The sequence below is a fragment of the Nonomuraea guangzhouensis genome (assembly GCF_019396345.1).
Lineage (GTDB): Bacteria > Actinomycetota > Actinomycetes > Streptosporangiales > Streptosporangiaceae > Nonomuraea > Nonomuraea guangzhouensis.
Window position 1 is genome coordinate 189,009 of the sequence record NZ_JAHKRM010000026.1, and the last position, 7,473, is coordinate 196,481.

The 7,473-nt window shown below is 69.0% G+C and carries 6 protein-coding genes; 3 read left to right on the forward strand and 3 right to left on the reverse strand.

Annotated features, from left to right (window positions below; all coding sequences use genetic code 11):
• Window positions 1-32 precede the first annotated feature (32 nt).
• The 3 genes from KME78_RS43800 to KME78_RS43810 all read right to left on the reverse strand — a co-directional run bounded on the left by KME78_RS43800 (window position 33) and on the right by KME78_RS43810 (window position 5,061).
• Window positions 33-488 carry a DUF4231 domain-containing protein gene (locus KME78_RS43800; RefSeq protein ID WP_219535621.1) on the reverse strand — a complete coding sequence of 152 codons (456 nt, stop codon included), beginning with the start codon at window positions 486-488 and terminating at the stop codon, window positions 33-35.
• 67 nt (window positions 489-555) lie between these two features.
• Window positions 556-4,575 (reverse strand): nSTAND1 domain-containing NTPase, encoded by a 4,020-nt coding sequence (locus KME78_RS43805; protein ID WP_219535624.1) that lies wholly within the window; start codon window positions 4,573-4,575, stop codon window positions 556-558.
• Window positions 4,576-4,584: 9 nt separating this feature from the next.
• Window positions 4,585-5,061 (reverse strand): NBR1-Ig-like domain-containing protein, encoded by a 477-nt coding sequence (locus KME78_RS43810; protein WP_219535626.1) that lies wholly within the window; start codon window positions 5,059-5,061, stop codon window positions 4,585-4,587.
• A 198-nt stretch (window positions 5,062-5,259) separates the two neighbouring features.
• Between KME78_RS43810 and KME78_RS43815 the strand changes: the two genes are divergently transcribed.
• The 3 genes from KME78_RS43815 to KME78_RS43825 all read left to right on the forward strand — a co-directional run bounded on the left by KME78_RS43815 (window position 5,260) and on the right by KME78_RS43825 (window position 7,000).
• Window positions 5,260-5,436: a hypothetical protein gene (locus tag KME78_RS43815; protein WP_219535629.1), complete on the forward strand. Its 177-nt coding sequence runs from the start codon at window positions 5,260-5,262 to the stop codon at window positions 5,434-5,436.
• Window positions 5,433-5,723 carry a hypothetical protein gene (locus tag KME78_RS43820; RefSeq protein WP_219535633.1) on the forward strand — a complete coding sequence of 97 codons (291 nt, stop codon included), beginning with the start codon at window positions 5,433-5,435 and terminating at the stop codon, window positions 5,721-5,723. The genes KME78_RS43815 and KME78_RS43820 overlap by 4 nt, the downstream gene beginning before the upstream one ends.
• 431 nt (window positions 5,724-6,154) lie before the next feature.
• Window positions 6,155-7,000 (forward strand): NsdA family TPR-like regulatory protein, encoded by an 846-nt coding sequence (locus KME78_RS43825; protein ID WP_504740171.1) that lies wholly within the window; start codon window positions 6,155-6,157, stop codon window positions 6,998-7,000.
• The last annotated feature ends 473 nt before the right edge of the window (window positions 7,001-7,473 follow it).

Sequence of the window (7,473 nt, forward strand, 5' to 3'; positions counted from 1 at the left end):
GTCTTGCGGTCGCCGGGCGTGCCAGGTCGGGATCAGGGGGTGCTCTTCGATTCCGACACCGGGGAAGCGATCTTTGTCCAGGCGTCCATCTCCTGGCGCTCGATCATAGTGATCATGCTGGCGAGCCGCTGGTCCCGCGTGCTGTCATCGTGGTACGGAACGCTGCGCGTGAGATAGAGCCGGCGTTCGGCCTCCACGGTCTCCCGCGCGATGCTGAATCTGATGTAGTCGTCATGCCAATGGAAGACCGACCTGAGCCCGGTCAGCACCATGAGGACCGCGCCCAGCACGGCGGGCACCCGCGCGTCTCCCGGCACCAGCACGGCCACAACCGGAATGGTCGCCGAGATGAGGAGCTGCAGGGTCTCCGACAGCCGGAAGTAGCTCCGGGCCTTGATCGCTGCGCGCCGGTACCACTCATATGACGAGTCGGCCAGCCCCAACGCATACCCCGTCCCCGGGGTGTCTTCTGACGAGGTCTCGGCCACTGGTCCGCTCCGCTGGGTCGTCATCGCAACGTCACTGCCTCGATGGAACAGAGAACGGCCGGGAGCGTCAACACGGCTGCTTGTACGGGAGACCGGCCACGTATGTATGCCATTCCTCCTCGGTGAAGGGCCTGCCGGTCGTAGTACAGATGGCCGCCGCGACCTGAGAGGGGTCGGTGCTCCATATCCTGACCTTCCTGTCGAGACCGCTCGCGGCGACGGACTTTCCGTCTGGGCTGAACGCGACGGCGAACACGTCGTCGGCCGGGCCGGTGAGCGTGGTGCCGACGGTGGGCCGGCTCGACCGGCTCATGTCCCACAGGGACACCGTGTGGTCGGTGTTCGCGGACGCGAGAGTCCCGTCCACCGGGCTGAACACCAGGTGGGAGGGGTGACCGGGCCCGGTGAGTACAAGGGCCAGCTGCGCCGGGCGCCGTGGCTCCGCGAGGTCCCACACCTGTAGGGTCCTGTCGTCACGTCCGACCGCGAGGATCTTACCGTCGCGGCTGAAAGCCGCACTTAGGACGGCGCTGGCGAAGTTCTTCTGCCCCAACCATGTCAGCAGCACCGGGCGGGCGGGGTTCGTGACGTTCAGGAGGGCCAGGGATCCGTCGTCGCTGCCCACCGCAAGCGTGGTGCCGTCGGGGCTGAAGGCCACCGTCTGGACGAATGACGTCGAAGTGGGAGGCCCCGCGGCGAGGAAACGTGGCCTGCCGGGCTCGGCGACGTTCCAGAGCCGAACGGTCATGTCGTCGCCTCCGGCGGCGAGCAGTCCGCCACCCGGGCCGAACGCCATGGCGTTCACGTGCCCGTGCGCCCCTGTCAGGAGACGCTTCGACGGGCGCGGGCGGCGCGGGTCCGAGACGTCCCAGAGCTGAATGGTTCCCTCGCGGCTGGCCGCGGCCAGGGTGCGCCCGTCGGGGCTGAAGGCCGCCACGCCGTTGTAGCGCAGCCCCTTCACCGTGCTGGCCAGCGGGCGCAGCGGCAGGGGACGCCGGCCGTCGGAGACGTCCCACCGCCACACCTTCCCGTCTCTGCTTCCACCGGCGAGGGTTTTGCCGTCCGGGCTGTACTCCACGGAGAACACGCCTTGGGTGGGACCGGCGAGCACGGGGCTGGGCACCGCCCACAGCCGCGCCGTCCCGTCGTAGGCCGCAGTGGCCACAGCCGCGCCGCCCGCGGTGAAGGCGACCGCGGTAACCTGCGCCGGATGCGGGAGCGTGGCGGCGGGCTCCCGGTTGGGCAGGTCCCAGACGAGCACGGTGCCGTCGGAGCCGCCGGCGGCGAGGGATTTGCCGTCCGGGCCGAACGCGACGGAGTTGACGTAGCTCGCCAGGCCCGTCAGCGGCTCGTCCGGCGGCTCCAGGGCGTCGCCGTCGGCCAACCGCCAGGTCCACACCTTCCCGTCGTCGTCGCCGGCGGCCAGGGTGTCTCCGTCACGGCTGATCGCCACCGAGAAGACGGTCCCCCGCGGGCCGACCGGCGCCCGGCTCGAAAGGCGCGGACGGCGAGGGTCGGCCACGTTCCACAACCATACGGAGCCGTCCTGGTACCCAGCGACGAGGGTGCGGCCGTCTGGGGTGAAGGCGACGGCGCGGACGGCCGGGCGGGGGCGCAGGGGAGAGGGCGCGATCAGCGGAGGCCCCAGGCGCCGGTGCCGCGCGGTGTCCCACAGAAGGATCGTGCCGTCCGCGCTGGCGGCAGCGAGGATCGTGCCGTCCGGCCTGAACGCCGCGGACTGGATCGCCGAGTGCGCGCCGCGGAGGAACGGCTCCTTGAGACGCGGGTGCGTGGGGTCGGAGACGTCGAACAGCCGGACCGCCCAGTCGATGCCGCCGACGGCGAGGGTGACGCCATCGGGGCTAAAGGCCATCGTCAGCACCGCGTTCCGCCCGGCTTGGAGCGCGCCGCGGGTGGCCGGCCGCTGCGGGTCGGTCGTGTCGGTCAGCACGACGTTGCCGTACTGGTTGCTGGAGGCGAGGAGACGGCCGTCGGGCCGCACCGCCAGGGTGTGCGGCCCTCTGATCCCCACCGAAGCGGGGACGCGGGTCACGAGGTGACCGGCCGAGGAATCCAGCATGCTGCCCCGCGCTTCTGCGGTGTGCGACGTGTTGTAGGCGATCAGGCTGAGCTGCCTGGCCAGCCACACGTCGCTGTCGCGCAGTTGCCGGGCGGTGAGGGCGAGCAGGCTGGACTGCCCGACCAGGCGTGCTCGATGGGCGGCGGTACGCGCCTCCTCGGCGGCGCGCTGCTGCCGGACCGCGACGAGAGCGAGGACGAGCACGATGGACAGGGTGCCGGCCACGCCAGCGACGAGCACCCGGCGTCGTCGCCGCCGGGTCCGTATACGTGCGCGATTCGCGGACAGGAACTCCTGGGCGGTGGGGTCCAGGTGGGCGAGGGGAACGACCCGGTCGCTCTCCGGCTGCCCGCGTACCTTGGCATCCAGGCGCAGGCTGGCCTCGACCGCGATGAGCCTCCTGGCGTCCCAGAGGAAGTGCTCGGTGCGCCCGGCCGCGGCCCACTCGGCCGCAGCCTGCTCGACGGAACGCGCGGTGGCGAGCACCGCCTCCTGATCGGCGATCGCGGTGTTCAGCGCGGGCCATTCCGTCAGCAGCGCCTCGTGGGCGACCCCGACGCGAACGCGGTCGTCGTCGATGACCTCGGTGAGGAGACGTTCGTTCACGAACGTGGCGAACGCGGCGCGCACCGCTTCGGGGAGCGCGGCCGGCTCCACCGGGCGGCTCGCCCTCCTGCCCTCGTCATCGAGGGTCACCAGCCGGACGAGACCTGCGAGGACCTGCTCCCGGGTCAGCCCACTGTCGGCGATGGCTCGGTCCAGGGCGCGGTCGGCGTGTTGCATCAGGGCGCCGCCTACCCCGCCGATCTCGGCGTACCGGCTGGCGGAGAGGGTGCCGCCCCGTGAGAGGTTCTCCGCCAGCTCGTGCAGGGTGAACGCCAGGAGCGGCAGCGCGGTACCGCTCCTCGTGTCGCTGACCAGGCGGCCGGCCAACTCAGCGTCCAGCCGGAGCCCGGCGACGCGGGCGGGCTCCTCGACCACCAGGTGGAGCATGGCGGTGTCGAGAGGGCGGATCATGTGGGTGCCGATGTCCACGCCCGCCAGTTCGGGCAGGGCGACCAGGTCGGAGAGGAACTTCCCGCGAATGGCGGCGACGAGGCGCACCTCGTCACTGATCGCCTCTCTCAGCAGCGCGGCGAACGGGCCGGCCGCCGCGCCGCTTCGCGTGAAGAGCTCCTCGGACTGGTCGACGACGAGCACCAGGCTTCTCGGCCGGGCGCGGGCCAGTAGCTCCCCGGCGAGCTGGAGCAGGGCGCGCTCCCCTTCGCCGAGCACCGCGCGGACCTCGGATGGCGACCAGTCGATCTGGAGCCCTCTCGCCGCCGCGGTGAGGGCGTGGCTCAGCGCCGACACGGGGTCTTCGCCCGGCCGTATGGGGGGAGTGGCCAGCCACCGGTCGGCGTCGAGTGACGGCAGGAACCCGGCGAGCAGCAGCGAGGTTTTGCCGCATCCGGACGGGCCCGCGACGGCCAGGAAACGGGGCCCGGCCGGTCTGCGCAGTATCCTGACGAGCTCCTTGGCCTCGGCGTCCCGGCCGACGAAGATCCCGTTCGCGCCGGTGAACGGATCGAGGCCCGGAAACGGGTTCTCCCCTTCCCTCCAGCCCTGCCGTCCTTGGGCATCGAGGCCGCGCAGTTTCTTCGCCACCCGCTCCCGAGCCTCCGCCGGATCGGCGTCGTAATGGACGTGCTGGAACCGTTGCATCAGAGGGTGGCCCAGGCCGGGTTCGCGGTTGAGCGGTAGCAGCAGGCGGCCGTGCGCGTCGGCGATGGCGATCTCGGCGGCGCACCACACCGACATGAGGTATTTGGGTGTCACCACGCAGACGACGGCGTCCGTACGCAGGAGCTCGTGGTAAAGACGCTTGTGCCACTCTTCACCGTGGTCGATGCCGTGCACGGGGTGCTCGTTGAGAAACGGATCGTGTCCCTCCGCGTGAAGCCAGTCACAGACCTCCCTGACGAACTCCGGATCGTCGCTGGCGTGACTGATGAAGACCCGCGCCATGGCTGCACCTCACCTGACGACGATCACGTCGAACCAGATTCCGGCCAGATGGGGGAAGTACTGGCGTCCTCGCGCGTCGGCCATTTTCCACACCACATGGCAGACGGTCGGATTGGGGGGCGCGGTCACTCGTACGGTGATCGTGACGGTCCCCCGGGGGTTGGTGTCCGCTATCCGCACCTTCGGCTCCGACGCGCAGTCTCCTCCCGTGCCTTGGCGTACCAGGTAGCGATCTCTCCAGGGGACCTTGCCCGCGTTACGCAGGTCCCAGCTCTTGGTGAAGACCTGGGACACCTTGACCTCGGTCCCGTCAGGAACGGTCTCGCTCACGAATTCAGAGCCGTCGCCGGGGATCGGGCGTAACTCTTCGGTGGCGGTCGCGGGCGGCCGCTGCTTCGCGGCGTCGCCCGTGCACGCGGAGACGACGGCCGCCAGGGCAAGGGACGCCGACGTCAGCGTCGCGTTTCGCAGGAGGCTAGCTCGCATATCGGGACCAATCCAGGCATGTAAAGGGCCAGACCGAAAACTGTGGATAGGTCTGTAAAGCATAGAGTTGAATTCCCGGAGGCGGCTGGACTGCCGAGCAAAGTAATGTCCCAAACGAATGATTCGGCCTTCGGGTGCTCGTGTGCGGTGCCGGCCAAGTGCTGGCCCCCATGCGGCGCTCGGTGGCAGGCGGGAGCTGTGCGCGCTGGCGGCGCGGCGCTGCGTCGGGGCACCGCCCGCGTCGCGGCGCTCCTGCCCGCCGCCGATCTGGACGCCGTGCTGCCCCTCTTGACCCAGGCCGCCCGCCGAGTCGAGGAAGCGGCCGACGCCATCACCGGTCATCCGGCGAGGGCTCGGAAGGAGTCCAAGGAATGATCGCGATGGTGCATCCAGGGCCAGGCTTACGCACCCGCGATCTGCTGCGCGAACTGTACGGCCGCGACAAGAGCAGATATGAGCAGCAAAGCCACCCGCACCTGATCGCCACCTGGGACCCCTTCGAGCCCGACCCAGCGCGCACCCACGCGACACTCGACGACCTGGCCACGCACCTCAACCGCCCAGCCGAACACTACGCCCAGCCGCTCGTCCAGTACGTCTGGTACTGCACCGCCCTGACCGCCCGCCACGACCGGCCCCTCCCCGACACCACCTGGGCGTGAATCGCCGCCCGACTCGTCGACGCCGCCGGCATCGCACCGCTCGGCGACGTCGAAGCCTGCCGATGGATCGCGCTCCGGCACGCCCGCGACCACGTGCACCTGGTGACCACCCTCGCCCGTCAGGACGGACGAATCCCGGAGATGCACGGCAACTGGTACCGGATGCGGGAGACATGCGATCAGATCGAACCCAGGGCACACCAGAGCCTCCATCAGATCCGGAGCGCTTCAGGGTGACGGCCAGCGGGCCTTTGAACGCCTGGTAGCGGCGTTCGACCGTTTCCTGTCCTTTGTAGTGGCGCAGCACCTGTTCGGTGTCGGCCTGATCCGCATCGAGGTTGGTCAGCAGGGCGTGAAGCCACGGCCGGCCACTGCACGGTTCATCGCCGAGGCCCTCAGTCGGAAGGCTGGCGTGACGTTCTCGTTGGACGATGTTCGGCGGAGGGCACGCCCGAACTGCTCTTATCCAGTATTACAACCGCGAAGTCGTACCAATGCTCGATGGCAAGTTCAGCGAGCCCGTAGGACGCTCGCTGTACGAGGCGGCTGCGGAGATCACCGAACTGGTTGCCTGGACGGCATATGACCTCGGACGGCGTGGCCTCGCGCAGCGGTACTTCCTCCAGGGGTTGCGCCTCGCGCAGGCTTCGGGTGACCGCATGATGGGCGGCCTGCTGCTCGCCGACATGAGCCATCAAGCGAACTACCTCGGCCGGTACAACCAGGCCATCCAGCTTGCCCGCGCCGCCCAGGAAGGCTGCAAGGACGTAGCCACCGCCACACCCATGGCGTTGTTCTACGCGATGGAAGCGCGAGCGCACGCAGGCAATGGCGACGAGGCTCAGTGTGCCCGTGCCCTGCTCCAGGCGGAGAAGTTCTTCAGCAAGCGCAGCGTGGACGACGACCCGCCGTGGTCTCGATACTTCGACGCAGCGGAACTGGCCAGCGAGGGAGCGCACTGTTACCGCGACCTCAGGATCCCGTCACAGGCCATGGAGTTCGTGGGCCAGGCCGTCGATCTCTGCGACCCGATGTACGTGCGGACGCTCGCCTTCGACCGCCTGGTGCAGGCGGCGAGCTACGGCCACATGGGACAGCCGGCGAGGGCCGCCATGGTCGCGCTTGAAGCCATCAATCTGGCCGAGCGACTCAAGTCCGAGCGCTACCTGCGGTACATCCGAGACCTCAGAACCGATCTCGGGGGCTACGAGTGCGAAGCCTCGGTTCAGGCGTTCAACACCCTGGTTGCCGAGAAGTACCCGTCACTCGGCGCTTAATTGAGGCTGTGTCCGACTGATCACTTCTGCCGGTTCGACGGACCGGTCACTCGTGACGAGTTGCGTCTGCGACCTTGACGTTCGTGGTCGCCGTCGGGCGATCATGGTGCATGACTCACGCTCTGTCGACGCCGCCCGTCATTCCCTCCGGCTCCTTCGCCGGCTCCCTACAACCCGTGCTCGATGGATTCCCCGTCCCCGGGCGCACCGACAATCATTTCATTGAACCCTTTTCACCCTCGGGGCGGCAGGCTGAGGTCACAGCGTGATCGCAGGTTCGAGGATCACTTGATCATGTAGAGAAACCCCTGGTAGACGGGTTGATCACCACAATCTCCACCGTCACCACCAGGGGTCTCGGATGCTGTTCTACCGTGCTGCGGTCGATTTGTCGCGTTCAACGCTGAACTACGTGGCTGGATTGGTGCGCCGGCACCGTAGGGCCATCGGGTCCCTCTGGCGGCGCCTCAATC